The organism is Roseburia sp. AM59-24XD (genome assembly GCF_003478445.1).
Taxonomy (GTDB): Bacteria; Bacillota; Clostridia; order Lachnospirales; family Lachnospiraceae; genus Jutongia.
The window spans coordinates 51,378-77,681 of sequence record NZ_QUET01000006.1 but is presented as its reverse complement, the minus strand read 5'-3'; the positions used below and the strand labels follow the sequence as shown (position 1 = coordinate 77,681).

Genomic DNA, 26,304 nt, shown 5'->3' with positions numbered 1-26,304 from the left:
TGACTTGTCACTTGCGGATTTCGAGAAGTCTATATGCTTTGCTGCTTTGATTTTTGATAAACGCATCCTACCGTACTCGCCCCGAGGTGGGATTCAGATGTTTCGAAAGGCACTTGCACCCGCCGGTACTTACGCCCAAGTTTTAAATATATATTCTTAATTTGTTTAGTACTTGGGGCGTTATGTACCGTTGCGTGGTGCAGTGGTAGCGGGAGCGTGCCGTCCGAAATAGCTGAGCCCACCTACGGGGCTCAGTCGTGCGGATGCGTATTTATCAAAGCATTGCAAAGCAAAGACTTTTCAGAAATCCTACTGATCTGCGTCAATTTTTTCGTCACAGTTCACGGATTCATTTGTTTTACGAGGCAAAATGCCTATTTGATTTTTCTGTCATAAGAAATATTATGAGCATACATCGATTGGTGGCATAGGAAGGTTTCTTTTATGAATTAATCTTCTGGAAATCCACGGTACCCTGCATCCAGATAACGCCCTTGAAACGGCGTCCGATCATTGGCTCGCCGACCAGAGAACTCCGATTGATGGCAATGGTCAGAATAATGTCATTGCAGGAAATCAGTAATTCATAAATATCCTCGCCGGAATATTGATTTTTGACACAGCTCCAGTTGATGATCGTTCCAAGGATCTGATAATTGTCAGATTCGGAGCCGTATGGGATAAAGCTTGTCTCGACAAGACTGTACAGATCCTCTGTGCGGATTCGGCGATTGATCTGTGAGGACAGATCAATCTCGTCCACGGTAAGACTGTCGATGGCATCCTGATCACCGGACTTTGCCATGGCGATGAGCTGATTACGCATACGTGTGCGGTATGACTTACGTTTTCGGGTATCCTCGTTATTCTCGACGCCGAGAAGAATCGTGCCCTCCAGCGCGAGCCCGGAAAGGTAAGTTCTTGCTTTATGCGGCGTGTTGTCGCTGCAGTTAAGCATCAGATAATCCACGGCATTCTGCAGATAAAAGATCATTGAAATACCAAGACGGATATCATCGCACATGCCGGTAAAGGCATCGGTATCCACGCGCTTGTTCACCGTGATATCGGAATTAGTGGACAGAAGCGTTCCTTTCAGATAAGGAAAATGATGTTCAATATGAAAAAAACCTTTCTCATCATACTCTCCACGGACAACAATGCCGGCGTGGCTGGCAAATTCTTTGGTAAATTCTGTATATATATGATTCTTTGATAAAGCGATCTTTTTCGTCTGATCCGGTTCATTCATGATGATTCCAAGCAGCTTATCCATGTCCTGCCTGGTATTGATGTGACTGAAACCGATGGAACGTAAAAAACGATGCATGGGATCACCTCCTTTTTTTAAACAATAATCATTCTACTACGGGGTATGCGAAGAATCAAGGAAAATGTTGCTATTGGCGGGGATTTCATATATAATTTAAGGAAGTATGTGTAAATGCAGATTCCGATGGAATATGGAGGATTATCATGAGTAAAGTTGCAGTTATGACAGATAGCAATAGTGGAATTACACAGATTGAGGCAAAGGAAATGGGGATCGCCGTTCTGCCGATGCCGTTTATCATTGACGATAAGATTTATTATGAGGATATCAGTCTGACACAGGAGGAGTTTTATGAGAAGCTGGCACAGAATGCCACGGTTTCCACATCACAGCCTTCCGTGGAGGATGTCACAAAGTATTGGGATAAGGCACTTGAGGATGCCGATGAGGTTGTATATATCCCGATGTCGAGCGGATTGTCAGGTTCCTGTTCCACAGCACAGATGCTTTCACAGGATTATGATGGCAGAGTGCAGGTAGTTGACAACCAGAGAATTTCCGTTACACAGCGTCAGTCTGCGATGGATGCCATAGAGCTTGCAGAGCGCGGCATGAATGCAGCACAGATCAAGGCACTTCTCGAACAGGAGAAAATGCAGTCAAGTATCTATATTATGTTAGATACTCTGACGTATCTGAAGAAGGGCGGAAGAATTACGCCGGCAGCAGCGGCTCTTGGAACAGCACTTCGTTTAAAGCCGGTGCTTCAGATCCAGGGAGAGAAGTTAGATGCTTTTACGATTGCCCGCACCAAGAAGCAGGGGGTATCCAAAATGATCGCAGCGATGGAGACAGATATTAAGGAGCGTTTCGGCGGTCTGGATAATATGGACAATATTCATATTGAGGTGGCACATACCGCCAACGAGGAAGCGGCGGCAGAGTTTGTAGAAGAGCTGCGGGAGCATTTTCGGGTAAGGGACGAAATCGTCTGCAATCCGTTGTCGCTCAGTGTATCCTGCCATATCGGACCGGGTGCATTGGCAGTTGCATGTTCAAAAGCAATTCCTAAGTAGACCTTACAGGAATGCAGGAAGAGAATGACAGAAGCATCAGAAGGGGGCAGAAGGATGAATTATATTGAAGAGTTAGGGCAGAAAGCACAGAATGCCAAGAAGAGTCTGGCGACAGCGTCCACAGGACAGAAGAACGAGATCCTGCGCTGTATCGCAGACCGGCTTTTACAGAAGCAGGAGCAGATTCTTGCAGAGAATGAAAAGGATATTGCGAACGCAAGGGAGAACGGAATTTCCGAGACGATGGTGGATCGTTTAAGACTTACTCCGGAGCGGATCAGGGGAATTGCGGATGCATGTATCCAGCTTATCAATCTGGAGGATCCGGTGGGACAGGTTATTGAGGGTTCTACCCGTCCGAACGGTATGAAGATCACCAAGATCCGTGTACCGATGGGGGTGGTCGGCATTATTTATGAGTCCCGCCCGAATGTGACGGTGGATGCGGCATCACTTTGTATTAAGAGTGGTAACGCAGCAATCCTGCGTGGCGGCAAGGAGGCAATCTGCTCTAACAAGGTGCTGATGGATACTATGCGTGGGGCAGTGGCAGCCTGTGGTTTTCCGGAGGATATTATACAGCTTGTGGAGGATACATCCAGGGAAGTTTCCACACAGATGATGAAAGCCAACGGTCTGATCGATGTTCTGATTCCGAGAGGAGGAGCAGGACTGATCCGGGCAGTTGTCCGGAATGCGACACTTCCGGTTATCGAGACAGGAACGGGTAACTGTCATATTTATGTGGATGAGACAGCGGATCTTGCGATGGCAGTGGAGATCACTGACAACGGTAAGACGCAGAGACCGAGTGTCTGCAATGCACTTGAGACCTGTCTGGTACATAAGAGCGTGGCAGAGGCATTTCTGCCGATGCTGAAGGCAAAGCTGGATGAGCATCAGGTGGAGCTCAGAGGCTGTGAGAGAACGGCGCAGATTCTTGGGGACTGTGTGGTTCCGGCAATTGAGCAGGATTATGCGACAGAGTTTTTAGATTATAAGCTGGCGGTGAAAGTCGTTGATTCCGTGGATGAGGCAATCGCACACATTGCAAAGTATTCGACCGGTCATTCCGAGTGCATTGTGACCGAAAGCTACGCTAACGCTGCGAAGTTTCAGGCAGAGGTGGATTCGGCATGCGTATATGTGAATTGTTCGACACGTTTTACCGATGGCGGTGAATTTGGACTGGGTGCGGAGATCGGCATTTCCACGCAGAAGCTTCATGCAAGAGGTCCGATGGGACTGAAGGAGTTGACCACCATGAAGTATTTGATCAGTGGAGATGGACAGATCCGGTAATTATAGATGACAGACAGTGGATTATGAGCAGGAGGCGACATCATGAGTTTGACAGCAACACCAAATGGAGACAGAGTGCAGATAGCGATTTTTGGCAGGAGGAATGCCGGTAAATCCAGTGTGATCAATGCGGTGACAGGGCAGCAGCTTGCCATCGTATCAGATGTGAAGGGAACTACGACAGATCCGGTTTACAAGGCGATGGAGATACTGCCGATCGGACCGTGTATGTTTATTGATACGCCCGGACTGGATGATGAGGGCGCACTAGGAAGGATGCGCGTGGAGAAGGCGATTGAGGTGTTAAACCGAACGGATATCGCCATGCTTGTTCTCGATGTTTCCAGACTTACGAAGCAGGAGCTGGAGAGTGGCAGAGGAATGGGCGCTGAGGAGGAGCAGATCCTTGCGATGATCGAGGAGAAAAAGCTTCCCTATGTGATCGTATTAAATCAGGCGGACAAGCTTTCCGGGGAGGAGCTTACGCACCGCCGCCAGTGTATTATGGCTAAGAATGGAACGGTTCCGGTCTGTGCAGTGAGCACTGTCCAAAATATGGGACTCGATGCCCTGAAGGATGCATTGGTGATGCTCGCACCGGATACGGATCTGAAGCTGCATATCCTGGGAGATCTTGTCGAGAAAGATGATGTCGTCTTGCTTGTTGTTCCGGTCGATTCGGCAGCCCCAAAGGGACGTCTGATCATGCCACAGCAGCAGGTTATTCGTGACCTGTTGGATAATCAGGCGGTATCGGTGGTGACGCAGGTGCCGTCACTTGCTATGACACTTGATCTGCTGAAGGGCAGGGTGCGTATGGTGATTACAGATTCACAGGCGTTTGGTGAGGTGTCCCGCATTGTACCGCAGGACATTCCACTGACGTCTTTTTCCATTTTATTTGCAAGGCACAAAGGTAATCTGCAGGCGCTGGTGGAAGGTGTGACTGCAGTGGACCGCTTGAAGGATGGTGACCGTGTGTTGATCGCAGAGGCTGTACGCACCGCCGCCAGTGTGACGATATCGGGACAGTGAAGATTCCACGGTGGCTTGCAGAGTACACCGGTAAGTCTCTTACGATTGAAACCTGCAGCGGAACAGGCTTTCCGACGGATCTGTCAGGCTATGCTCTGATCATTCACTGCGGTGGCTGTACGCTTCATGAGAAGGAAATGAAGCACCGGATCTTCCGGGCACAGCAGTGTCAGGTGCCGATTGTTAATTATGGGATTTTTATTGCCTATGTGAAAGGTATATTAAAGAGAAGCGTGGAGCTGTTTCCTGCGGTGGCAAAGCTGCTGCCGGACAACAGATAGCTTTGGGGGCAGAAGACAACTGCCTGCGTGGATTTTCTTTGTAACAGGCTGCTTAAGAAAAGGGGATTTATATTGATATGAGATTAGTTGTCGATGCGATCGGGAAGAGCTTTGAGGAGAAGCAGGTTTTAAACGGTGCATCCTTTCAGTTTGAAAAGGGAAAGATATACGGACTGCTGGGACGCAATGGTGCCGGTAAGACTACACTGTTCAACTGTATCAGTCAGGAGATAGAATATGACGAGGGTACGGTTTATATGGAAGAGAACGGCGAGAAGAAAGACATTTCCTATGATATGATGGGGTATGCCTTTTCAACTCCGGTGCTGCCGGAGTTTTTGACCGGATATGAATTTATCAAGTTCTTTCTGGATATCAACAGGGACAGGATCAAGGATCCGCGGACCGTGGAGGAATATGCACAGATGGTTGGAATGGAACTTCCGGATCTGGACCGCCTGCTGAAGGGATATTCCCACGGCATGAAGAATAAAATGCAGATGCTTTGTCTGCTGATCAGTAAACCGCCGCTCCTTCTGCTGGACGAGCCGCTGACGTCTCTTGACGTTGTGGCAGCTCATGAGATGAAGGAGCTTTTGCTGGAAATGAAGAAGGATCACATCATTATATTATCAACTCATATTTTGCAGCTTGCACAGGATCTGTGTGATGAGATCGTGCTGCTGCATCAGGGAAAGCTTGCCGGAGTTGAGGATCTTGACTGTCACGACAAAGGCTTCGAAGAGCATGTGATGGAGCTTTTGAGTCAGTAATGAGACCGGGAAAGGATTTTGTGAATGAATAATATAATTTGTCAATTCCAGCTGATCATTGCGCAGAAGATCAATAAGCTGATCTACACGGTCCTGAATTTCAGACCGTTGAAGGGACTGATCTCCGAGGAGTGGTATGTGCGCAGCGATATCAAGAAGGCGCTGGGAATCCTCTGCATGATATGGAATGTGTTAAAGGATATTATATGGAAGGCATTTTATTTCATACTGGTGATCATTGTGCCGAATAGTCTGCTTGCCGGCGGTCTTGGCTTTGAGGATAATAAGGCACTTGGCAATATGTTTGCGTGGACATTTCTGATATGCAGCTGCTTTATGGGAACCTTTACACACAGCAGGATCGTTACCGATGGTAATGAGGAGGATTACCTTCTTCTGAATCTGATGCGGATCGATGCAAAGCAGTATTATCTGACAAGGTCTCTGTTCCAGTCTGCCAGTCAGACTGTTTACTGGGCGGTTGCATTTCTGTTGATCGTGGGACGGATCTGTCCGGGACATACCGGAGTTTTTCTGTGGGTGCTGTTGTGCTACATCTGCTGCCGCCCGATCGGGGAGGCGGTTTCGTTAAAACTTTGTGAATATTATGACAAGATTCCGTATCAGGATAAAAGCCCTAAAGTGCAGGGCGGATATTACATGTATAATTTTGCCATGGTGCTTCTGGCGTATTTGTGTTATCCGGTTCTGTATCTGCTGCAGAGCAGACTGGGTGACAAACATATACAGGTGTTTCATCCGCTGTTCGATGTGGGACGTTTCTCGCTGGGACTGCAGGCGGTTCTTCTTTTGATCCTTCTGGTGGCAGCCGTTGTCAGTGTAAGGTATCTGAGAGCATATCCGAAGTATCTGCAGGTTGCAAGAATATGCTGCGGTTTTGCGCGTGTGACGGAGAAACAAAAGCAGGCGGAGGGTGCCGGTTCCATCGAAACAAAACTGGAAAATTCGCTGGATGAGGATGAGGTACCGGAACGTCTTTTTCCGAATAAGAATGGCTATGATTATCTTCATGCAATCTTTTTTGAACGGCATAAGAAGCTGCTTCGCAGGCCGAGTCAGATCAAGCGCTGGCTGGCAGAAGGAATTTTTGCAGTTGCGGCTTTAGCTGTGATCGTCAGTCGTTTTGTGCTCTCCGGTGCACAGTTTCAGTCGATGAGTGACAGCGCATGGAAAGCCGTGAATTTACTGCTTCCGATTCTTGTGTTTGTGATGTACAGTTTTTCGAGTGGTGAGAAGTTGACGCAGGCGATGTTTTTCCATTGTGATGCTTCCCTTTTAAAATATGGATATTACCGGACGCCGGAGGCGATCATTTCAAGCTTTCGCATCCGCCTGAAATATATGCTTCAGACAGAAGTCGCATTTATTCTGACATTTTGTGTCGGCGTATTTGTAAATCTGATGCTGCTGGGTCGATTTCGGAACATGCTGCAGATTGTGGCAATTCTGGGCTGTATCGTGATACTGTCTGTATTCTTTTCAGTTCTGTTTCTGTGCATGTATTATATTTTTCAGCCATTCACGGAAGCAGGCAATACGACAAGTGTCGGCTATAAGGCATGTAACATCGGCGTATATGTTGCCGCATACAGCTGCCTGCAGCTTCACACACCGCCAACCTATTTTGCGGTGCTGTTGCTTAGCGTGACCGTAGTTACGATGGTGGTTGGTATTTTGTTTGTATGGAAGCTGGCACCGAAGACGTTCAGGCTGCGGTGATTTTGACGGGGAGAAGGCAGATTCGATAGAAAGGTGAGGTCATTTGATGCGTAAAAAGACAACCTATGTATTTAACATCATATTGATGATCGTAGTTCTTATTTTTACCTTTTATACCCTTCTGCATGGAGAAGATCTTAGATCGATCCTGAAAGTATTGAGAGGGGCAGACAAAAGCTGGCTTATATTTGCGGCTTTGTTTGCAGTGGCGTATCTTGTACTGCAGGCCGTTTCCTTAAAAATTATTGTACAGTCGGCAGGAACACCGATGAGATTGAAGGATGGGATCCGTTATACGTTTATCGGATTTTTGTTTAATGCGATCACACCGTCTGCGAGTGGCGGGCAGCCGATGCAGGTTTATTATATGCATGAGGACAACATCTCGATCGGTGTTTCTTCCGTGGCGCTTTTGTTTTGGACAATCATTTACAAGATAGCGCTTCTTCTGATCGAAGGCGTTGTGATGCTGTTTTTCCGAGGATTTCTTCATCAGTATCTGGGACACTATTACTGGCTGTTTCTGGTAGGGATCGTTGTGAATCTGGTATCCATTATTTTGTACTCGATCGTGGTATTTTCCCGAAACGGTGTCCGCAATCTGGCACACGTTGGAACCTGGATCTGCCATAAGCTGCGGATCATCCGCCACAAGAAACGTTTTATGGAGAAGTTAGACCGTTCGCTGGAACTGTATCAGGAGGGAGCTGTCTACATGAGAACACACTGGGAAGTGTTCTTTATTGTGCTGGCAGTGACGGTGCTGCAGCGGCTCAGCTTTTTTGCGGTGACATGGTTTGTATATCTGGCACTCGGACAGCATGGCGTTTCGCCGTGGGAGGTCATTATGCTGCAGAGCTTTGTTGCCGTCTGCATTGATATTTTGCCAATGCCGGGAGGGGTCGGGATCAATGAAGGCTTCTTTGTGACGATGTTTAAACAGATCATGAATAAGAAAACGGCGATGTCGGCGATGCTGCTCAGCCGCGGTGTTAATTTCTATATACTGATGATCATTGGAGCGTTTGTAACGCTGGGGACCGGTATGATGAAGGTGACCGGACAGAAAGAAAGGGAATGATATGGCAATGAAACAGACCTATGATGTTGTTTATGAGGGAGGCAGCGATGAGATCGTGGAGAAGAAATCACGGTTTATTGCGCATGTGTTTCCGGTGCATTCCGAACAGGAGGCTGTGGAACATATTGAACAGATCAGGAAGCAATACTGGGATGCCCGTCATAACTGCCATGCCTTTGTGATTGGACCGAATGATGAGATCAGCCGATGCAGTGATGACGGAGAGCCGTCCGGAACTGCCGGACGCCCGATTCTGGAGGTGCTGCAGGGCAGAGGAATACATAATGTGCTTGTTATTGTGACCCGTTATTTTGGAGGTACACTGCTTGGAACCGGTGGTCTTGTCCGCGCATATTCACAGGCGACGCAGGCGGGACTTGCTGCAAGCCGGATCATGACAAGGCAGTCAGGCAGAAAGCTTTTGATCGGCACAGATTACAATGGCATCGGCAAAATGCAGTATATTGTCGGCAAGAGAAATATTCCGGTGCTTGATACGCGCTATGCGGAGGCGGTGGAGATGGATGTGCTTGTGCCGGAGGAGGAATGCACCTTGCTTCAGAAGGAGATCACAGAGGCAACGGCGGGAAAGGCACAGCTTGAGGTGTCGGATCCGTTGTTTTTTGCGGTTCTTGACGGAAAACCGATGATCTTTGAGGAATAGCCGGCAAAGGGAAAGGAATGTTATATTGTTATGGATTTATTTGAATATATGAGGGAACAGACGAAGGACGATGATGCCCCGTTAGCCTCCAGGATGCGTCCGCGGACGTTAGATGAAGTGGTGGGACAGGAGCATATTGTCGGAAAGAATCGGTTATTGTATCGTGCGATTCAGGCAGATAAGTTAAGCTCGGTTATCTTTTACGGACCGCCGGGAACCGGTAAGACAACGCTTGCGAAGGTGATCGCAAATACGACAAGTGCAGTATTCCGTCAGGTCAACGCGACCTCTGCCGGTAAGAAGGATATGGAAGAGGTAGTACAGGAAGCCAAAAATCAGGCAGGCATGTACGGTAAGAAGACGATCCTTTTCGTGGATGAGATTCACCGTTTTAACAAAGGTCAGCAGGATTATCTTCTCCCTTATGTGGAGGACGGAACCGTGATCCTGATCGGTGCGACCACGGAGAATCCGTATTTCGAAGTGAACAGCGCATTGATCTCGCGGTCGGTGATCTTTGAATTAAAGCCGCTTACAAAGGAGGATATCAGACAGCTTTTGTTCCGCGCGGTGGAGGATAACGAGCGGGGGATGGGAAGCTATCGTGTTGTTCTGGAGGATGATGCGGCAGATTTTCTGGCGGACGTGGCAAACGGAGATGCCAGAAGCGCCCTCAATGCGCTGGAGCTTGGCGTGCTGTCGACAGAGCGCAGTGAGGATGATAAGATACATATTGATATGGAGGTTGCCGGAGAATGTATTCAGAAACGGGTGCTTCGCTATGACAAGTCCGGGGACAATCATTACGATACGATCTCGGCGTTTATCAAGAGTATGCGGGGGTCCGATCCGGATGCTGCAGTGTATTATCTGGCACGTATGCTTTATGCCGGGGAGGATGTGGCGTTTATTGCACGTCGTATCATGATCTGTGCGGCAGAGGATGTGTCGAATGCAGACCCGCAGGCATTAGTTGTGGCGACAAGTGCGGCACAGGCGGTGGAACGGCTTGGCATGCCGGAGGCGCGGATCGTGCTTGCACAGGCGGCGACGTATGTGGCGTGTGCCCCGAAAAGTAATTCGTCGATCATGGCGATCGATGCGGCGATGGATCTTGTGGCACATTCCAAGACCTGTCCGATTCCGGCACATCTGCAGGATGCACATTATAAGAGTGCGGCGAAGCTGGGACATGGCATCGGCTATCTGTATTCCCACGATTATCCGTATCATTATGTGAAGCAGCAGTATCTTCCGGATGAGCTTGAGGGAACAACCTTCTTTAACCTGTCGGACAATGGCTATGAGAAGAAGATAAAAGAACATTTTAAAGAGATTGGAAAATTGTGATTAAAAGAAAGGAAGGGTGAATTTATGGACAAATTTAAACGGGTTTTGGCAATGATTGGTGTTATTTTGCTGGTATTTATGTATGTGATGACGATCATTACGGCAATATTTGCATCAGACGGATCACGCAACTGGTTTATCGGAAGTATCATGATGACAGTGCTTGTGCCGATGGTTCTCTATGCGATCAATATGCTTGCCGGTCTTCAGAAAAAGACAGAAGCAAACAATCGTATGCGTGAGCAGATCTATATGAACCAGATCCGCGATGCGCTGAAGCAGAGGGAAGCGCAGGAAAATGCAGCCGGACAGCAGGAAACGCAGGCGAACACTGCCGGACAGGAGAAGAAATCGTGAATACACCGGTTTATGATTTTGTAGAAAAATACATAGCCGCAAGAGGTGTCCGTGCACACATGCCCGGACACAAGGGTATCGGTCCGCTCCGAATCGAAGAACGTGATATTACGGAGATCGCAGGGGCGGATGTTTTATCGGAATCAGAGGGGATCCTTGGGGAGAGTCAGAAGAATGCCGGTACGTTATTTGGGACAGGTGCCACGCTGTACTCTACAGAGGGATCCTCTCTGGCGGTCAAGGCAATGCTCTATGCGGTGGTGATGTACTGGAAGAGACTGCCACAGAACCGAGGGAAAAGACCGTACATTTTGGCGGCGAGAAATGTTCACCGTGCCATGCTGGATGGCTGTGCACTGTTAGATCTTGATATTGAGTTTATACGAAGCGGGGCGGCGCAGGGACTTTGCTCGGCGGTGGTGGAGCCGGAGGATGTCCGAAAGGCTCTGGAGGAATGCGAGTACCTTCCGGCGGCTGTGTATATCACCTCGCCGGATTATCTGGGTGTTTTAAGCGATGTTGCGGGGATTGCGGCGGTGTGTCATGAAAAGGGTACACTGCTTGCCGTGGACAATGCACATGGAGCATATCTTGCTTTTCTGGAAGAAAGCTTACATCCGATCTATCTCGGTGCAGATATCTGCTGTGATTCCGCCCATAAGACACTGATCGTTCTGACGGGCGGTGCATACCTTCATATCAGCAGGAACATGGCGGAGGCTCTGCAGGATTATGCCGGAAAGGGGTTGGCGATGTTTGGCTCTACAAGCCCGTCGTATTTGATTCTGCAGTCATTGGATCTGTGTAATGATTATCTGGACCGGCGGATCAGAACAGAGCTTGCGCACAGCATCGAGCAGGTACAACGGTTTCGAAGGATAACTGATCTCGCAGGAATTTATGTCCGGGAATCCGAGCCGCTCAAGATCGTGATTGACACGGGAGCCTCCGGTTACGATGGTCGTGTGATCGCAGAAGAAATGCGTGCCGGTGGGGCAAATGTGAATGGAGCCACCCGAAAGAGCATTGAATGTGAATTTGCAGACTGCAACACGGTTGTTTTGATGGTGGGAATGATGACTTCACCGATTGACTGGGAGAATATGAGGCTTTGGGTCCGCGAAACGAGACTGCGCCACCGCAGGAAGCCGTTAAAGCCGGCAATGCCAGTCGGGCAGACACCTGCCGTACGCAGGATGAGCATTCGCGAAGCTGTTTTTGCAGATTCGGAAATGATCCCGGTGAAGAAGTCGGTTGGCAGGATTCTTGCACAGGAAACTGTATCATGCCCGCCGGCAATTCCGATCGCCGTCAGCGGAGAGGAGATCACGGGAGAGATGGTTGACGTCTTTTTGTATTACGGAATCGATCAGATTGCGGTTGTGAAGTCTTGTCATATATAGTTACTTTTGCTATAATTAACTTAATGTTTTAAGTGACTGGAAATAGGGAGCTTAGCAAACTTAAGGTATGGAGGGAAAATGATGCAGAAGGAAAAATTTGGAACCACAAAGGATGGACGTGAGGTAACGCGTTATACGTTGACGAATCAGAACGGAATGAAGGTATCGTTTATTGATCTCGGAGCGGTTATCACAAATATCTGGGTGCCGGACCGGGACGGCAATTTTGATGATGTTGTACACGGATATGATGATGTCGCTTCCTACGAAGTCAACGAACCAAGCTTCGGCGCTCCGGTCGGACGCTGCGCAAACCGTATTTCGGATGGTCATTTTACGATCAACGGAGTCGAGTATAAGCTTGATCAGAATGATTCCACGAACTGTCTTCACAGTGGTTTCTTACGGTTTAATTATCTGATGTATGAGGCGGAGTATGAGAAGGGAGATGGCGAGGAGATTCTGACATTTTCCAGGATCAGCCGGATGGGGAACAGCATTTCCCGGGGAATTTCACATACAGCATTACATATCATCTGACGGACGACGATGAGCTGATCATTGATTACGAGGGTGTTTCCGATGCAGACACCGTAGTCAATATGACGAATCATTCTTATTTCAATCTGGGAAAGGGCGGTCACAAGGGTGGACAGATCCTGAATCATGAGGTAAAGATTCTGGCAGAGCAGTATAATCCGGTCAATGAGCTGTTATATCCGACCGGCGAGTTTGTCGATGTGGCAGGTACACCATTTGATTTCAGAGAATTTAAGGTGATCGGTACCGATGTTGTTTCGGATAAGAGTAGTCCGGACTATTTCAAGGGCTATGACCATAATTTTGTGCTTGAGCATGAGAAGGGTGAGGTTGTTACGGCGGCAGTATGCAGGGCACCGGAGACCGGAAGGACGCTTACCGTTCTGACCGACCAGCCGGGCATTCAGATGTATACGGCACCGGAGCTTTCCGGAGAGAAGGGAAAAGATGGCATGGTGTATGGCCCGTCCAGTGCTGTCTGCTTTGAAACACAGAATTTTCCGAATGCCATCAATACACCGGAGTTTCCGGATATCGTGCTGAAGGCGGGAGAGACGTATAAGCATTACACTGTATTTCGATTTGGAATTGATTAGTGTATTTCATTTTGGAATCGATCAGAGACTTGACAGACACCCATTTCTGACTTTATCATATAGGGATGCAAGGGAGCAATACTCAGCACCGGTTGGAGACAAACACTTTTTGACTCCGACATCATATAATGATGCAAGAAGAGAAAACGGACCGTGTAAGCGGTCCGATATCATAAAAGATGGGGAAAAGACAATGAATGTTTTTCGGAAACGCCTGCGGGCAGAGTTTGGGCAGAAGAGCTACCGGCATTTTGTGACAATGTGCCGTGAGGAAATGAAAGAGAACAATCCGCTGGACGAGATTGAGACAGATGGCAAAGAAGTGTATCGGGAAATGTGCGAACGTATCCGGGAATGGACTCCGGAGGAGATTGCCAAGAAAAAAGAGCGCCTTGCGGGCACTCTTTTGGAGGCATTTCGGATCGCACGTCAGTTCAGTTTTGTGTTTCTGTTTTATATCGTGGCGAATGTCGTACTGATCGCCATGGGACTGCAGCCGGCTGTGACCAATGTCAGTCTGGCACTGATTGGTCTGTGCTTTTTGTACAAGGTATACGAGTTTGTCTGCAACCGTTTCTGCTTTGTGGACGCATACCTGATGATGTTATATAAAACTGCACTGGAACGTACATCAGATTAAATGAAAATGTTTCATTGCCTTATAGATGCCGTCGTTTTCAACCGTATCTGTTACATAGTCTACAGTACTCAAAACGTCGGCATCACTTTTTTGCATGCCGATGCTTAAGCCCGCAAATTCCAGCATGGGAAGATCATTATTGCTGTCGCCGATCGCGATCGTATCCTCCAGTGGAATGTCAAAATAATCCATCAGAAACTGAATGCCGGTTGCCTTGGAATGACCGACAGGGACAACTTCATAAAAACCGTTTCCGCGGTCGATGAAGGTAAGTCTGTCTTTGTACTTGTCCATAAAACCGGACAGATCACTTTCAGGTGTGACACAGATACAGAATTTGTCAAAATGCAGTCCCCGTGTCTCCGGTGGATAATCCACGCAGTGATCCGGGAAAAGAGTATGGTATTCCTTATAGAAATCACCGATGTGTGTGCGGTATGGGAGAGTGCTGTAATAGATCGCATGCTGTCCCTCCAAAAGCCATTCCAGCTTATAGCTGTGAAGATCCGCATAGATCGCATCGGCAAGCTCCATCGGAAGCTCATCGGCAAGAAGCGGCTTTCCGTGGTAGTTGATAAATGTTCCGCAGCCGCAGACGAAGCCGTCAAAGCCGAGATCAATAATGTTGTCGTTGATCTCAGACCATGATCTGCCGGAGTTGATGAAGCAGAGATGACCGTTTTGCTGAAGCTTGTGGACTGCCTCCACAGCACTGTCGGGAATATATCGTTTTTCACCTTCTGACAGGATCGTACCGTCAATATCAAAAAAAAAGAAGTTTACGCATCTTTTGTACCGTCCTTTCTTTATGATGCAAGGGTCTCAAATGCCCATGTAAGTATAATGGAATGTGATGGATTATGCAAGAAAATACTGTTAATTAAGGAAGGATCATTAATATATGAGTCAGGGATTTTTACCGGTGACAAGGCAGGAAATGCTGGACCGGGGATGGGAGCAGGTTGATTTTGTTTATGTGTGTGGGGATGCTTATGTAGATCATTCCTCCTTTGGGGCGGCGATCATTACCCGTGTTCTGGAGGCACACGGCTTCCGGGTTGGAATGATCGCACAGCCGGACTGGAAGGATGAACAGAGCATTCAGGTTTTTGGCATGCCGAGACTGGGCTTTCTTGTGTCCGCGGGGAATATGGATTCCATGGTGAATCATTATACTGTTTCAAAGAAGCGCAGGAGCAGTGATGCCTATACGCCGGGCGGCGTTGCCGGAAAGCGGCCGGATTATGCAACAATCGTTTACTGCAATCTGATCCGCCGCGTGTACAAGCAGGTGCCGGTTATTATCGGCGGGATCGAGGCGAGCCTGCGGCGTCTGGCTCATTACGATTACTGGTCCAACAGCCTGAAGCATTCGATCCTTGTGGATTCGCAGGCGAATATCCTGATCTACGGGATGGGTGAACTCGCGTGGTGGAGGTTGCAGAGGCACTTGAGAGCGGCATGGCAGTGGAGGATATTACCTATGTAGAGGGAACGGCATATCGCACAAAGTCATTAGATGCCGTGTATGATGCCGAGATGCTGCCGTCCTATGATGAGGTTAGCAATGACAAAAAAGCATATGCAGAAAGCTTTTATACACAATACTGCAATACGGATCATTTTACAGCGAAGAGTCTGGTGGAGAAATATAACGACCATCTGTATGTTGTGCAGAATCCTCCGGCAAGACCGTTGACACAGATGGAGTTAGATGATGTCTATGCGCTGCCGTATATGCGGGCGTATCATCCGTCCTACGAGGCGGCGGGTGGTGTGCCGGCACTGCAGGAGATCAAGTTCAGCCTGACCAGCAACCGCGGCTGCTTTGGTGGCTGCAGCTTCTGTGCGTTGACATTTCATCAGGGAAGGATTCTGCAGACAAGAAGCCATGAATCGATCATTGCTGAGGCCGGGCAGATGATCAGGGAGCCTGATTTTAAAGGATATATTCATGATGTGGGTGGTCCGACCGGCAATTTCCGTCATCCATCCTGTCAGAAACAGCTGGAGCACGGAGTATGCACCGGAAAGCAGTGCCTGTTTCCGAAACCGTGCAAAAATTTAACTGTGGATCATTCGGATTATCTGGAGCTTCTGCGTAAGCTGCGCAGTCTGCCAGGCGTCAAGAAGGTCTTCATCCGGTCGGGAATCCGTTTTGATTATGTGATGGAGGATAAGGACGATTCCTTTATACGGGAACTCTGCAAATATCACATCAGCGGTCAGCTTCGCGTAGCACCGGAGCATGTGGCGGATCGGGTACTCCATTACATGGGAAAGCCGGAGAATGCCGTTTATGAAAGTTTTGTCAAGCGTTATCAGCGGGTCAATAAGATGACCGGCAAAAAGCAGTTTCTTGTACCGTATCTGATGTCCTCCCACCCTGGCTCAGGGCTTAAGGAGGCGGTGGAGCTGGCGGAATATCTGCGGGATCTGGGGTATATGCCGGAGCAGGTGCAGGACTTTTATCCGACACCTTCAACGTTATCGACCTGTATGTATTACACAGGGCTTGATCCACGGACGATGGAGAAGGTCTATGTGCCGGTCAATCCACACGAGAAGGCGATGCAGCGTGCACTGATGCAGTATCGCAATCCGCACAATTACGATCTTGTCAGGGAGGCACTGATCAAAGCAGGCAGAGAGGATCTGATCGGGTTTGGTCCGGAGTGTCTGATCGCCCCGCGTAAGGAACGCTGGCGTGAAAAGAAGTGGGAAGAAAGGCATGATCACCGTAAGAAAGAAAATAAAAGCAGGGGCAAAGGAAAGGACCGGAAAAAATTTAGAAAATATTAATGAGAAAAGTAAGACATAACGGTTAATTTGTGTTAATATAGAATTATAAGAGGGTATGCAGGAATGGTGGCATGAAAGCCATCGGCACAAAGCGGAGGATATCCGTTTTGCAAATATCAGGCGTGCAGTCTGAGGTTTGCACATTGAGAAAGGAATGGGAATGTTTATGGCAGTAAATGGAGTTTATGATTCATCGAATATTTCAAATCTTTATAATAGCATCTTCGGGATTGGCAGCAGTAAGGATACGGGCAATTCGTTCGGACTCAGCGATCTGACGATGATCCAGAACGGTTCTTACGGAAAGCTGATGAAGGCATATTATGCAACGGACAAGGCTGGTAAGTCTTCCGAGAGCACTGAGACAAAGGAGAAGGAGGAGCAGGCGAAATATGTCGGCGTCAAGAGTCAGGCAGCTGCACTCAACAACAGTCTGGAGGATCTGCGCAGCGCATCTCTTTATGAGCCGACCGGCACCGATGAGAACGGCGCAGCCGTATACGACAGAGATAAGATCACAAAGAGCATCAAGGATTTCGTGAGCAACTACAATTCCTTCATTAAGTCTACGGCTGATGTGGATAATGTATCACTTCTCCGTAAGTCTGTGAATATGGTAGGCTCGACTTCAAGAAATCTTTCCATGTTGTCCAAGGTCGGCATTACGCTTGGCGAGAATAACCAGCTTGTGGTCAACGAGGACAAGTTGAAAAGTGCAAAGCTTACCGATATTTCTTCCATGTTTCAGGGAAGCGGTTCCTATGGTGACAGTCTGCAGAGCATGACGAGACAGACTTATCAGCTGGCGAACAGTCAGGCATATCAGAGTGGGAGCGGTTCGGCGTATACATATTCCGGACGTTATGCGGCTCTTGGCGGTGCCAACGGCATGCTGGACAGATATTTATAGGAGTGCAGGTGCATATGGCAGTGGAGCAATCCGTGACAGAAGCGGGATCACATTGCTGACACAGCATATGATATGAATGAACGTTACACCTCCGGGGCTTTACAACGTTATCCGTTTATGTTCCGGAGGTGTTTTTTTACATTATAGGTATAATTAGGAAAATATAACTTGGAGGAGGCAGATTACGTTGTATCGCTTTTATATAGGACAGGATCAGATACAGGAGGATGAGATCCATATTCTGGATTCCGACGTTAATCATATCAGGAATGTGCTGCGTTTGGAGCCGGGAGACTGGCTGGTGGCATGCGATGGGGAGGGGACTGATTATGTATGCCGTATCCAATCGCTCTCGCCGGATGATGTGACGCTTTCTATTGAGAAGAAGCAGGAGAGCGGGACCGAGCTTGATACACGCATTACTTTGTTTCAGGGGATTCCCAAGAAGGACAAGATGGAATTTATCATCCAGAAGGCGGTGGAACTGGGGGTTTATGAGATTGTGCCCGTCATGATGAAACGCTGCGTGGTAAAGCTTTCCGAGGACAAAAAGATCAAAAAGAAGACCGAGCGCTGGCAGGCGATCGCGGAGGCGGCGGCAAAACAGTGCGACCGCGGCATTATTCCGGTGGTTCATGAGCCGGTTACGATGGGACAGGCGTTTGACATGGCTTCTTCCTTAGAGTACAATATGATACCGTATGAATTACAGGACGGGATTCAGGTTTCCAGACAGATTGTGGACGAGGCGTGTGCAAAGGAATCGGTCGGTATTTTTATCGGACCGGAGGGAGGCCTGGAGAAGGACGAGGTTGACCGGGCGGTTGCGATCGGAGCGAAGCCGATCACGCTTGGAAAACGGATACTTCGGACAGAGACGGCAGGCATGGCACTGCTGTCGATCATGATGTTTCAGTTACAAAAGTGAGGATAGAACATGGAAGCGTATTTGGATAATGCGGCAACGACCCGGGTATTTCCGGAGGTACGTGATATTATGCTGCAGGTGATGGAGAAGGACTTCGGCAATCCTTCCTCCAGACATACCAAGGGAATTGATGCGGAAGGATATGTCACAAGGGCGGTGCAGCAGATCGCATCGACATTGAAGTGCCAGCCGAAGGAGATTGTGCTGACCTCCGGCGGTACAGAGAGCAATAATATGGCACTCATCGGAACAGCACTTGCCAATCCGCGTGCCGGAAAGCATGTCATCACGACAAGGATAGAGCATGCATCGGTGCATGAGCCGTTTGGCAGACTTGAGCAGATGGGATATGAGACGCAGTATCTGCCGGTGGATCAGAACGGTCACGTTCTGCCGGAGGTGCTTGAAGCTGCGGTCAGAGAGGATACGCTGCTTGTTTCTGTTATGATGGTCAATAATGAGATGGGTGCGCTGGAGGATATCAAAAAGTTATCCGCCATTGCCAAAAAGAAGAATCCCAATGTTATTTTTCATGTGGATGCGATTCAGGCGTACGGCAAATATAAGATCGTTCCGAAACGGATGGGGATCGATCTGATGTCAGTGAGCGGTCATAAGATACATGGACCGAAGGGGAGCGGCTTTTTGTATGTGCGGGATGGCGTGAAGATCAGCCCGATCATTCTGGGAGGCGGTCAGCAGCGCGGTATGCGTTCAGGTACGGAGAATGTTCCGGCGATAGCAGGTATGGGTGAGGCAATCCGCATTATTTATCAGGATCACGCACAGAAGGTCGAGCAGCTATATGCGCTCAAGAAACGGCTGATCGACGGACTGCTTGCAATGGAGGGTGTGACAGTCAACGGGATCAATGAGATTGCTCTGGAGGAGACGGCACCGCATATTGTCAGTGCCAGCTTTGCCGGTATCAAGAGCGAGGTTATGCTTCATGCGCTTGCACAGGAGGGCGTCTATGTATCCTCCGGCTCAGCATGTTCTTCCAATCATCCGGAACTGAGCGGAACGCTTCGTGCGATCGGTGTGGATGAGCGGCTTTTGGATTCCACACTCCGGTTCAGTTTTTCGGTGTTAAGCACGCCGGAGGAGGTTGACTATGCGCTGACAGCAGTCGATAAGGTTTTGCCAATGCTTCGTCGTTTTATTAAGAAGTGATCGATTTAACACAGTATGCAATGAAATGAAAAGAAATCAGGCGCCGCATGACCGGCGCAGAAATGGAGATAATATATGTATCAGGCATTTTTGGTGAAATATGCAGAGATCGGTATCAAGGGAAAGAACCGATACAAGTTTGAGAATGCGCTCTGTACACAGATGGAGAGAACATTAAAGCCGGTGGACGGAGAGTTTCATGTACAGCGCCAGCAGGGACGTATCTTTGTGGAGGCAAAGGGCGACTTTGATGAGGAGGATGTGATCGAGGCACTCCGGCACGTTTTCGGTATCTCAGGCATCTGCCCGGTCAACGTGATCGAGGACAAGACCTGGGAGAGCGTGGCAAAGGGCGTTGGTGACTTTGTGGAGCAGCAGTATGACAGCTTGATTTTACCTTTAAGGTGGAGTCCAAGAGAAGTGATAAGCATTATCCGATGACCTCCCCGGAGGTCTGTGTGGAAACGGGTGCATATCTTCTCGACCGTTTTCCGGAGCTTAAGGTAGACGTGCATAAGCCGCAGGTCCGCATCTGGGTGGAGATCCGAGAGAAGGCATATGTGTACTCTAAAGTGATTCCGGGAGCAGGCGGTATGCCGCTTGGAACCAATGGAAGTGCGATGCTGTTATTGTCCGGCGGTATTGACAGTCCGGTTGCCGGATATATGATCGCCAAGAGAGGCGTGTTTATCGATGCGGTATATTTCCATGCACCGCCATACACCAGCGAGAGAGCAAAGCAGAAGGTTGTTGACCTGGCGGAGCTTGTATCAAAATATACAGGACCGATCCGTCTTCATGTGGTCAATTTTACGGACATACAGATGTATATTTATGAGACGTGTCCGCATGAGGAGCTGACGATTCTGATGCGCCGTTATATGATGCGTATCGCAGAGATACTGGCAAAGAAAAACGATTGTCTGGGACTGATCACCGGAGAGAGCATCGGTCAGGTGGCAAGTCAGACTATGCAGAGTCTGGCGGCAACCAACGAAGTCTGCACACTTCCTGTCTATCGTCCGCTGATCGGCTTTGACAAGCAGGAGATCGTAGAACTTTCCGAGAAGATCAATACCTATGAGACATCCATTCAGCCGTATGAGGACTGTTGTACGATCTTCGTGGCAAAGCATCCGGTGACAAAGCCGGTACTTTCTATGCTGCATCGCTCGGAGGAGAAGCTTGTGGACAAGATTGATGATATGGTCAGGGAAGCCTTGAATACGGTAGAGATCATTACCGTGGGTGAATAAAAGAGAAAAGAAAAAGAGAACACCATTGGTGTTCTCTGTACTTCTCGAAATGAAAACCCCAGAAAAACCTGAGGAAACTCATAAAGGTATGCACATAAATATTACTCTACGATGTATGGAGCGAGAGTCTTAAGAATCTCATCGATGTTGTCATCATCATGGATGTTCAGATCGATAGCCTTGGAAAGATCCAGACTGAAGATTCCCATAATAGACTTTGCATCAATCACATATCTTCCGGATACCAGATCAAAATCAGTATTGAAGTTTGTTACATCGTTTACAAATGCCTTAACCTTGTCGATTGAGTTTAAAGAAATCTTTACTGTTTTCATAACTATTACCTCCTCATTGATTTTGTTCTCCTTTATACTAGACATTACCGGACGAAAAGTCAATATACAATGTTGCCAAAAAATAATGCGAAAAATGGGTGAGGAATGCCATATTTTAGTAAAAACACCAAAAGCCGGTAAAAAATATGTAAAATTTATCGGATTTCGGAAGAAAGGAATACCGGATAAAATGAAAATTGCTTTTTTAACATTGGGCTGTAAAGTGAATTCCTATGAAACGGAAAAAATGAAAATGCAATTTGAAACAGAAGGGCATCAGATTGTATCATTTTCGGAAAAAGCAGATGTATATGTAGTCAATACCTGCACGGTTACCAATATTGCAGACCGCAAATCGAGAAAAATGCTGCACCGTGCGCGCCGGATGAACCCGGATGCCGTTGTGGCAGCTGCCGGCTGCTATGTGGATTCTGCCAGAAGAAAGGGAGAAGAGGATGAAAGTGTCGATCTTTTTATTGGCAATGAAGACAAAGAAAATATGATCTTACTTGTCGAGAAATTTCTCGAGGAAAAAGGTGTTTTCCAGACAGAGAAATGTCCGGAACATTCGATGGGAGAAATGTCCGAAAAGGCAGAGCAGGAGCTGCATACAAGAGCATATATTAAGATTCAGAACGGCTGTAATCAGTACTGCAGTTACTGCATAATTCCTTATGTCCGCGGAAAGCTTGAAAGCCGCCCGGACGAAGATATTTTACAGGAAACAAGAAAGCTTGCTGCGGCGGGATTTCATGAAATTGTTTTGACGGGAATTCATCTTTCTTCCTTTGGAGTGGACCGCGAAACAGAGAAGATTGATGCGAACAGTTTTGTAAAGCTGCAGGGAAAATATCTGCTGACGCTTTTAAAAAATATGGCGCAGGTGGAAGGGATTGAAAGACTTCGTCTTGGGTCATTGGAGCCGAGAATTATCACGGAAGAATTTGTGAAAAATTTATCAGAAATTCCGGAGGTGTGTCCGCATTTTCATTTGTCCCTGCAAAGCGGCTGTGATGAAACACTCAGGAGGATGAACCGCCATTATACATCGCAGGATTATCTGCAGCGGGTGGAGCTTTTACGGAAATATTTTGATCATCCGGCGGTTACAACGGATATTATCGTGGGCTTTCCGGGAGAGACGCAGGAGGAATTTGAAACGACATGTGCCTTTGCTAAAGAAGTTGGTTTTGCACAGATCCATGTGTTTAAATATTCCAGACGGCAGGGAACCGTGGCGGATGCCATGACAGACCAGGTGGACGAGCAGATCAAAGGAAAGCGGAGCGATGCACTTCTTGCGATCGAAGCACAGTTAGAGAAGGCATACCATGACCGATTTATGGGACAGACCGAGAAGGTGCTGGTCGAGGAAGCAGTGATGCTTGGAAAGGAAAAATATCTGATCGGCTATAACGAAAGGTATGTCCGGGTTGCGGTACCGTATGAGGCAGGAAAATGTGATGAAAGCCTTTGTAACAGGCTGATCGATGTCCATATCGAAGGTGATAGGGATGGGGAGATTTTGTTTGGTACAATGGAAAAGGCTTGTAATTTGTAAAAAGATATATTACTATATTGGATAGATATGTGCTCGTGAAAGGATGGAGGTAGTGCCATTATGCAGGAAATCAATAATACACAATATTTTAACGTACAGAAGGATATGGATTTCGAGGTAAAGGATGTCATTGCCCGTATTTATGAAGCTTTGACTGAGAAGGGATACAATCCGGTCAACCAGATTGTTGGCTATGTGATGTCGGGAGATCCAACCTATATTACCAGTCATAAGGGAGCGAGAAGCCTGATCATGCGTGTGGAGCGTGATGAGATCATCGAGGTGCTTCTGGAAGATTATATTCAGAATAATTTCAAATAATTCCGGACAAGATGGCTGGAGCATGGATTTTTTCTGCAGAGTGCAGGTTGCTCCTTTGATTGGACAGGAATGCTCGTATTGTGGCGGAAATTAAGAGCAAAACGCTTGTTTTGCCCTTTTTGACAGCTCGATCCGGAGCAGAAGGAGGAACGCAAGTGAGGATCATGGGATTAGACTACGGCGATAAGACAGTGGGGGTTGCGATCAGCGATGAACTGCTGTTGACGGCACAGCCTGTGGAAACAATTCAAAGAGAACGTCCGGCGAAGCTTCGCAAGACATTTGCGCGGATTGATGCGTTGATCGTGGAGTATGACGTGGAGCGGATCGTGCTGGGACTTCCAAAGCGGATGAACAATGAGGAAGGTGAGCGGTGTGAGCGAACCAGGGAGTTCGGGGACCAGCTTGCCAAAAGAACGGGAATTGCGATCATTTATCAGGATGAGCGTCTGACGACAAAGGAAGCGGACGCTGTATTAGACGAGGGTGGAGTTCGAAAAGAAAACCGTAAGGAGTATATAGACAAGCTTGCAGCATCACTGATCCTGCAGGGCTATCTTGATATGCTCCGGAAGTAGAAATGGAGAATAATCATGCAGAGTATTAATTTTATTACGGATGAAGGGGAGGAGATCCCTTTTTATATAATTGAGCAGACCACACTTGCAGGAAAGGACTTTCTGCTGGTAACGGACAGCGATACACAGGAGGACGAAGCACAGGTTTACATTATGCAGGAGATCAGTGATCAGGACGATCAGACGATTTACGAGTTCGTGGAGGATGAGGCGCAGTTAGAAGCGCTTTCTAAGGTGTTCGAAGAATTATTAGATGACGTAGATATTCAAATGTAGAAGGATGCAGAGGAAAAGGTGCCTGACAGACGGGAAGCATGTCTGGAATGGCTTTGCTTTTCTATGCAATTTTCTGGATTTTAAATAATTAATTAAGATAGAAGAAAGGCAGGGTAATTCATTGAAAAAGGAAACGGAAACAAGTGCAGCACAGCACAAAACAGAGGGAGAAAAAGGAGCGAAACGGATCATAAGAAGAGGGAGAAAGCCGTCAGCAAAGGCAGAACGTGAAACAAAGGAGACGGAAACAGAGAAGCAGAAGCCTAAGAGAACGAGAGCGACGAGAGCGTCCAAGGCTGCCAAAGAGGAGAGTGTTGCAGCAAAAGCAGATAAAGCAGTTGCAGAAAAGGTACGCCGTATGACAGAGAAATCCAACCAGAAGAATAAAAGCAGTCTGGTGGGACATGGACTGAAGATCATTCCACTCGGTGGTCTGGAACAGATCGGTATGAATATCACCGCATTTGAGTACGAGGATAATATCATTGTTGTGGACTGCGGTCTTTCCTTCCCGGGAGACGATATGCTCGGTATTGATCTTGTTATTCCGGATATCACATATCTCAAGGAAAATATTGATAAGGTCAGAGGATTTGTGATCACGCATGGTCATGAGGATCATATCGGAGCACTTCCGTATGTCTTAAAGGAGGTCAATGCACCGGTTTATGCGACAAAGCTTACCATGGGTCTGATCGAGAACAAACTCAAGGAGCATGTGATGCCAAAGCCGGTCAAGAAGAAAGTGGTCAAATATGGTCAGTCAATCAATCTCGGCTGTTTTCGTGTGGAATTTATCCGTACGAACCACAGTATTTCCGATGCGGCAGCACTTGCAATTTTTACACCGGTTGGAACGATCGTTCATACCGGAGATTTCAAGGTGGACTATACACCGGTCAGAGGAGAGCCTATCGATCTGCAGCGTTTTGCAGAGCTTGGTAAGAAGGGCGTTTTAGCATTGATGGCAGACAGTACCAATGTAATGAAGCCGGGCTTTACCATGTCAGAGCGTACCGTTGGAAAGACGTTTGATAATATATTTGCGGAGAATACGAAACACCGTATCATTGTTGCGACCTTCGCATCCAATGTGGATCGTGTGCAGCAGATCGTCAACTCTGCGGTTAAGTATGGAAGAAAGGTTGTCGTTGAGGGACGAAGCATGGTCAATGTGATCACCACAGCGACAGAGTTAGGATATATTGATATTCCGGACAATACGTTGATCGATATGGATCAGATGAAGAACTATGCACCGGAGAAGCTGGTGCTGATCACGACAGGAAGTCAGGGCGAGGCGATGGCAGCATTGTCGAGAATGGCATCAAACCTGCACCGTCGTATCACGATCGAGCCGGGAGATACCGTTATCTTCAGCTCCCGTCCGATTCCGGGCAATGAGAAGAATGTAGCCAAGGTTGTCAACGAGCTGGCAGCAAAGGGTGCAAAGGTCATCGAGCAGGATGCACATGTATCCGGCCATGCCAGTGAGGAGGAGATCAAGCTGATCTACGCACTGACAAAGCCGCAGTATGCGATCCCGGTTCATGGTGAGTACCGCCATCTGCAGGCGCATGCAGAGCTTGCACAGCTTATGGGCGTGCCGAAGGAGAACACCGTGATCTTATCCTCCGGTGATGTTTTAGAGCTTGACAGTGAGCACTGCGCACTTGTCGGAAAGGTACAGGCACAGGGCATCATGGTGGATGGTCTTGGCGTCGGCGATGTCGGAAATATCGTACTCAGAGACAGACAGCATCTGTCAGAGAACGGACTGATCATTATTGTATTAACCTTAGAGAAGTATACCAATCAGCTTTTGGCAGGACCGGACATCGTATCCCGCGGGTTTGTTTATGTCCGTGAGTCCGAATATCTCATGGATGAAGCGAAGAGCATTGTTTATGCGGCATTGGAGAGATGTCTGGACAATCAGGTGTCAGACTGGTCCAAGATCAAGACAGAGATCAAGGACAGCCTGAGCGATTATCTGTGGAAGAAGATGAAACGTAATCCTATGATCCTGCCGGTTATTATGGAGGTTGAATAG

The 26,304-nt window shown here is 47.9% G+C and carries 23 protein-coding genes and 3 pseudogenes; 23 read left to right on the top strand and 3 right to left on the bottom strand.

What is annotated here, in order from left to right; all coding sequences use genetic code 11:
• Window positions 1–442 precede the first annotated feature (442 nt).
• Window positions 443–1,330: a DUF3881 family protein gene (locus DXA20_RS04080; RefSeq protein ID WP_118559402.1), complete on the bottom strand. Its 888-nt coding sequence runs from the start codon at window positions 1,328–1,330 to the stop codon at window positions 443–445.
• A 146-nt stretch (window positions 1,331–1,476) separates the two neighbouring features.
• On the opposite strand from DXA20_RS04080, the gene DXA20_RS04075 reads away from it, so the two are divergent.
• The 13 genes and pseudogenes from DXA20_RS04075 to DXA20_RS04015 all read left to right on the top strand — a co-directional run bounded on the left by DXA20_RS04075 (window position 1,477) and on the right by DXA20_RS04015 (window position 14,111).
• Window positions 1,477–2,349 carry a DegV family protein gene (locus DXA20_RS04075; protein ID WP_022305179.1) on the top strand — a complete coding sequence of 291 codons (873 nt, stop codon included), beginning with the start codon at window positions 1,477–1,479 and terminating at the stop codon, window positions 2,347–2,349.
• Window positions 2,350–2,403: 54 nt separating this feature from the next.
• A complete protein-coding gene (locus tag DXA20_RS04070; RefSeq protein ID WP_118559401.1) occupies window positions 2,404–3,651 on the top strand; it encodes a glutamate-5-semialdehyde dehydrogenase in 1,248 nt (415 codons plus the stop codon).
• A gap of 42 nt (window positions 3,652–3,693) precedes the next feature.
• Window positions 3,694–4,967 (top strand): annotated as a pseudogene (gene hydF, locus DXA20_RS04065) ([FeFe] hydrogenase H-cluster maturation GTPase HydF).
• 77 nt (window positions 4,968–5,044) lie between these two features.
• On the top strand, window positions 5,045–5,740 hold the full coding sequence (locus DXA20_RS04060) for an ATP-binding cassette domain-containing protein (protein ID WP_118559400.1): 696 nt from the start codon (window positions 5,045–5,047) through the stop codon (window positions 5,738–5,740).
• A 24-nt stretch (window positions 5,741–5,764) separates the two neighbouring features.
• Window positions 5,765–7,480: a hypothetical protein gene (locus DXA20_RS04055; RefSeq protein WP_118559399.1), complete on the top strand. Its 1,716-nt coding sequence runs from the start codon at window positions 5,765–5,767 to the stop codon at window positions 7,478–7,480.
• A 46-nt stretch (window positions 7,481–7,526) separates the two neighbouring features.
• On the top strand, window positions 7,527–8,561 hold the full coding sequence (locus tag DXA20_RS04050) for a lysylphosphatidylglycerol synthase transmembrane domain-containing protein (protein WP_118559398.1): 1,035 nt from the start codon (window positions 7,527–7,529) through the stop codon (window positions 8,559–8,561).
• Window positions 8,562–8,568: 7 nt separating this feature from the next.
• A complete protein-coding gene (locus DXA20_RS04045; protein ID WP_118559446.1) occupies window positions 8,569–9,225 on the top strand; it encodes a YigZ family protein in 657 nt (218 codons plus the stop codon).
• A gap of 30 nt (window positions 9,226–9,255) precedes the next feature.
• Window positions 9,256–10,575, top strand: a complete 1,320-nt coding sequence (locus DXA20_RS04040) for a replication-associated recombination protein A (protein WP_118559397.1) — start codon at window positions 9,256–9,258, stop codon at window positions 10,573–10,575.
• 24 nt (window positions 10,576–10,599) lie between these two features.
• Window positions 10,600–10,932, top strand: coding sequence for a hypothetical protein (locus DXA20_RS04035; protein WP_022305187.1), 333 nt, complete (start codon window positions 10,600–10,602; stop codon window positions 10,930–10,932).
• Window positions 10,929–12,335: a PLP-dependent transferase gene (locus DXA20_RS04030; RefSeq protein WP_118559396.1), complete on the top strand. Its 1,407-nt coding sequence runs from the start codon at window positions 10,929–10,931 to the stop codon at window positions 12,333–12,335. Before DXA20_RS04035 ends, DXA20_RS04030 begins: the two co-directional genes overlap by 4 nt.
• A 78-nt stretch (window positions 12,336–12,413) precedes the next feature.
• Window positions 12,414–12,875 carry an aldose epimerase family protein gene (locus DXA20_RS17095; protein WP_118559395.1) on the top strand — a complete coding sequence of 154 codons (462 nt, stop codon included), beginning with the start codon at window positions 12,414–12,416 and terminating at the stop codon, window positions 12,873–12,875.
• The gene (locus DXA20_RS17090; RefSeq protein ID WP_118559394.1) at window positions 12,803–13,471 is read left to right on the top strand and encodes an aldose epimerase family protein; all 669 of its coding nucleotides are present in this window, start codon (window positions 12,803–12,805) and stop codon (window positions 13,469–13,471) included. The genes DXA20_RS17095 and DXA20_RS17090 overlap by 73 nt, the downstream gene beginning before the upstream one ends.
• Window positions 13,472–13,580: 109 nt before the next feature.
• Complete coding sequence (locus tag DXA20_RS04015) at window positions 13,581–14,111, top strand: hypothetical protein (protein ID WP_147403692.1); 531 nt, start codon at window positions 13,581–13,583, stop codon at window positions 14,109–14,111.
• Here the strand turns inward: DXA20_RS04015 and DXA20_RS04010 are convergent.
• Window positions 14,103–14,873, bottom strand: a complete 771-nt coding sequence (locus tag DXA20_RS04010; protein ID WP_279222351.1) for an HAD family hydrolase — start codon at window positions 14,871–14,873, stop codon at window positions 14,103–14,105. The genes DXA20_RS04015 and DXA20_RS04010 overlap by 9 nt on opposite strands.
• 211 nt (window positions 14,874–15,084) lie before the next feature.
• Between DXA20_RS04010 and DXA20_RS04005 the strand changes: the two are divergent.
• The 5 genes and pseudogenes from DXA20_RS04005 to thiI all read left to right on the top strand — a co-directional run.
• A pseudogene (locus DXA20_RS04005) lies at window positions 15,085–16,913 on the top strand (YgiQ family radical SAM protein); the annotation flags it as partial.
• A 166-nt stretch (window positions 16,914–17,079) separates the two neighbouring features.
• Complete coding sequence (locus tag DXA20_RS04000) at window positions 17,080–17,823, top strand: hypothetical protein (RefSeq protein WP_147403691.1); 744 nt, start codon at window positions 17,080–17,082, stop codon at window positions 17,821–17,823.
• A 187-nt stretch (window positions 17,824–18,010) separates the two neighbouring features.
• Window positions 18,011–18,751, top strand: a complete 741-nt coding sequence (locus DXA20_RS03995; protein ID WP_118559390.1) for a 16S rRNA (uracil(1498)-N(3))-methyltransferase — start codon at window positions 18,011–18,013, stop codon at window positions 18,749–18,751.
• A 9-nt stretch (window positions 18,752–18,760) separates the two neighbouring features.
• Complete coding sequence (locus DXA20_RS03990) at window positions 18,761–19,924, top strand: cysteine desulfurase family protein (RefSeq protein ID WP_118559389.1); 1,164 nt, start codon at window positions 18,761–18,763, stop codon at window positions 19,922–19,924.
• 75 nt (window positions 19,925–19,999) lie between these two features.
• A pseudogene (gene thiI, locus DXA20_RS03985) lies at window positions 20,000–21,180 on the top strand (tRNA uracil 4-sulfurtransferase ThiI).
• Between the two features lie 101 nt (window positions 21,181–21,281).
• Here thiI and DXA20_RS03980 read toward each other — a convergent pair.
• Window positions 21,282–21,515, bottom strand: coding sequence for a PTS HPr phosphorylation site (locus DXA20_RS03980; RefSeq protein WP_022305197.1), 234 nt, complete (start codon window positions 21,513–21,515; stop codon window positions 21,282–21,284).
• 190 nt (window positions 21,516–21,705) lie between these two features.
• Here DXA20_RS03980 and mtaB point away from each other — a divergent pair, with 190 nt between their 5' ends.
• From mtaB to DXA20_RS03955, 5 genes are all read left to right on the top strand, one after another.
• Window positions 21,706–23,076 (top strand): tRNA (N(6)-L-threonylcarbamoyladenosine(37)-C(2))-methylthiotransferase MtaB, encoded by a 1,371-nt coding sequence (gene mtaB, locus DXA20_RS03975; RefSeq protein ID WP_118559445.1) that lies wholly within the window; start codon window positions 21,706–21,708, stop codon window positions 23,074–23,076.
• A 60-nt stretch (window positions 23,077–23,136) separates the two neighbouring features.
• Entirely contained in the window at window positions 23,137–23,397 is a 261-nt protein-coding gene (locus DXA20_RS03970; protein WP_022305199.1) for an IreB family regulatory phosphoprotein, read from the top strand.
• 155 nt (window positions 23,398–23,552) lie between these two features.
• The gene (ruvX, locus tag DXA20_RS03965; RefSeq protein ID WP_022305200.1) at window positions 23,553–23,975 is read left to right on the top strand and encodes a Holliday junction resolvase RuvX; all 423 of its coding nucleotides are present in this window, start codon (window positions 23,553–23,555) and stop codon (window positions 23,973–23,975) included.
• Between the two features lie 15 nt (window positions 23,976–23,990).
• Complete coding sequence (locus DXA20_RS03960) at window positions 23,991–24,251, top strand: DUF1292 domain-containing protein (RefSeq protein ID WP_022305201.1); 261 nt, start codon at window positions 23,991–23,993, stop codon at window positions 24,249–24,251.
• 358 nt (window positions 24,252–24,609) lie between these two features.
• Window positions 24,610–26,304, top strand: a complete 1,695-nt coding sequence (locus DXA20_RS03955; protein ID WP_118559444.1) for a ribonuclease J — start codon at window positions 24,610–24,612, stop codon at window positions 26,302–26,304.

Coding starts and splice junctions, on each gene's coding strand:
- DXA20_RS04080 (WP_118559402.1), bottom strand. CDS start 1,330: ATGCATCGTTTTTTACGTTCCATCGGTTTCAGTCACATCAATACCAGG.
- DXA20_RS04075 (WP_022305179.1), top strand. CDS start 1,477: ATGAGTAAAGTTGCAGTTATGACAGATAGCAATAGTGGAATTACACAG.
- DXA20_RS04070 (WP_118559401.1), top strand. CDS start 2,404: ATGAATTATATTGAAGAGTTAGGGCAGAAAGCACAGAATGCCAAGAAG.
- DXA20_RS04060 (WP_118559400.1), top strand. CDS start 5,045: ATGAGATTAGTTGTCGATGCGATCGGGAAGAGCTTTGAGGAGAAGCAG.
- DXA20_RS04055 (WP_118559399.1), top strand. CDS start 5,765: ATGAATAATATAATTTGTCAATTCCAGCTGATCATTGCGCAGAAGATC.
- DXA20_RS04050 (WP_118559398.1), top strand. CDS start 7,527: ATGCGTAAAAAGACAACCTATGTATTTAACATCATATTGATGATCGTA.
- DXA20_RS04045 (WP_118559446.1), top strand. CDS start 8,569: ATGAAACAGACCTATGATGTTGTTTATGAGGGAGGCAGCGATGAGATC.
- DXA20_RS04040 (WP_118559397.1), top strand. CDS start 9,256: ATGGATTTATTTGAATATATGAGGGAACAGACGAAGGACGATGATGCC.
- DXA20_RS04035 (WP_022305187.1), top strand. CDS start 10,600: ATGGACAAATTTAAACGGGTTTTGGCAATGATTGGTGTTATTTTGCTG.
- DXA20_RS17095 (WP_118559395.1), top strand. CDS start 12,414: ATGATGCAGAAGGAAAAATTTGGAACCACAAAGGATGGACGTGAGGTA.
- DXA20_RS04000 (WP_147403691.1), top strand. CDS start 17,080: ATGGCAGTAAATGGAGTTTATGATTCATCGAATATTTCAAATCTTTAT.
- DXA20_RS03990 (WP_118559389.1), top strand. CDS start 18,761: ATGGAAGCGTATTTGGATAATGCGGCAACGACCCGGGTATTTCCGGAG.
- DXA20_RS03980 (WP_022305197.1), bottom strand. CDS start 21,515: ATGAAAACAGTAAAGATTTCTTTAAACTCAATCGACAAGGTTAAGGCA.
- mtaB (WP_118559445.1), top strand. CDS start 21,706: ATGAAAATTGCTTTTTTAACATTGGGCTGTAAAGTGAATTCCTATGAA.
- DXA20_RS03970 (WP_022305199.1), top strand. CDS start 23,137: ATGCAGGAAATCAATAATACACAATATTTTAACGTACAGAAGGATATG.
- DXA20_RS03960 (WP_022305201.1), top strand. CDS start 23,991: ATGCAGAGTATTAATTTTATTACGGATGAAGGGGAGGAGATCCCTTTT.
- DXA20_RS03955 (WP_118559444.1), top strand. CDS start 24,610: ATGACAGAGAAATCCAACCAGAAGAATAAAAGCAGTCTGGTGGGACAT.